Below are 1803 nucleotides of genomic sequence, written 5' to 3'. Positions count from 1 at the left end.
AACCAGATCGACCAGATGGCTGCGGATTCGGGCTTCAACGGCACGAACCTGCTGGCGGGCGACACGGTCAACGTCAGCTTCAACGAGAAGGGCACCTCCTCGCTCAAGGTCTCCGGCACGGCGGTGACGGCGTCGGGCCTCAATCTGGTCGCGGTCGGCCAGACCGACTTCCAGGACAGCAACTCGATCAATGCGGTCATCGCAACGATCAACAGCGCCAACAGCGCGCTCCAGAACCAGGCCTCGACCCTGGGTGCCAACTTGGCGGTGGTGCAGAACCGGCAGGACTTCACCAAGCAGATGATCAACGTGCTCGATACGGGCGCGGCGAACCTGACGAATGCGGATCTGAACGAGGAGGCGGCGAACTCGCAGGCTCTCTCGACCCGCAACTCGCTCGGCATCTCGGCCCTGTCGCTCGCCAACCAAGCCCAGCAGGGCATTCTTCAGCTTCTGCGCGGCTGATTGCGCAATGCGAGAAGGTGCGGAGCTTCCCGTCTCTCGCGTTGGAGACGGGAAGCTTCAAGCCTTTCGAGCCTGCCATACGGCCCCTCTTAGACGGGCTGCATGATACGCGGTCCATTGTTTCGCTTCGTTCGGCGCCGATCCAAAAAATCCCAAGCAGACGCATACGATGCGCATCTGCTTGGGATTTTTTTCGTTGTGCCCGATCCTGCTCAACCCATCACGCCAATTATGTATTCCAGATGCCGCCATCTCTCCCCGTCATCCCGGGTCTCGACGAAGTAGAGAACTCTGGATCCATGACCGCTCACCGTCCAGGATGAGGTGGAAAACGGCCCGCTTTGTCCTGCATCGTCAGCGGTTATGGATCCTGGGCTCCGCTCACGCGGCTCCGGAATGACACAAAGGGTGTCAATTCGGTCGGGTCACTCAAGCAGGTCATGAGAATCTCTGCGGCGTGATGGATGCCTCCGAGCTTGTTTACGCAGAACCGGCGGCTGGATCAGCCGGCAATCGGAGCGGCGACGCTTGCCATGGGCGTTGTAGTGGCATCTTTCCCGTAGCCGCTTGTACCTGACAGGCCCTCAAGCAGCGCGAACCATTGCCATCTCGCATTCGAGCCCTCGGCTATCCGCCCCCGTCCGCGCAGGAACATGGTAACCATCTCATTAAGGTAAATTGATCAATGAAGGTGGGCGTGATCATTAATGTTCTGCAAGTCATGACCATCAGATCTGGGGGAACGGAAGCCTTTTCAGCTTTGCGGTAAGGACCGAGCAAGGGCGACGAGTCAATCTGACCATGCCTTCAAAACACGAAGGTCTTCCGATCAATAGGATCGCCCCATGTCTTCCGGCATCACCCTCTCGGCCGCTACCCGTCAGAACCTCCTGTCGCTCCAGGGTACAGCCGATCTGCTCTCCACGACGCAGTCTCGCCTCGCGACCGGCAAGAAGGTCAACAGCGCCCTCGACAGCCCGAGCAACTACTTTACCGCTCAGAGCCTGTCCTCGCGTTCGTCTGCGTTGACCAGCCTTCTTGACGGTGTATCGAACGGCATCCAGACGATCCAGGCCGCCAATACCGGCTTGACCAAGCTGCAGGGCCTGACCGATCAGCTCAAGTCCGTCGCCCAGCAGGCGCTGTCCGCCTCCAACGCCTTCACCGCCAAGGCCAGCGTCTCCTCGACCTCGCTCAACGGCGCCACCGCCAACAACCTCCTGTCGGTCGGTGCGACCTCGGTGACCAGTGATGGTGCGATCGGCTCGGCCTCCGGCAACCTCGCCATGACGCTGACCGCCGGCACCGGCTCCGCCACCCTGGACACCACCGCCAACA

Annotated in this window: 1 protein-coding gene and 1 pseudogene; both read left to right on the top strand. The window is 60.6% G+C overall.

Features of this window, described 5'->3' with window-relative positions; all coding sequences use genetic code 11:
* The coding region (locus BM430_RS33675) for a flagellin (RefSeq protein ID WP_280142303.1) at positions 1 to 465 on the top strand (465 nt) is incomplete at its 5' end.
* 845 nt (positions 466 to 1310) lie between these two features.
* Positions 1311 to 1803: pseudogene (locus BM430_RS33670) on the top strand (flagellar hook protein); the annotation flags it as partial.

The organism is Methylobacterium sp. 174MFSha1.1, assembly GCF_900116815.1.
GTDB lineage: Bacteria > Pseudomonadota > Alphaproteobacteria > Rhizobiales > Beijerinckiaceae > Methylobacterium.
The sequence above is the reverse complement of the archived record's forward strand: the minus strand, read 5'-3'. Positions and strand labels throughout refer to the sequence as shown.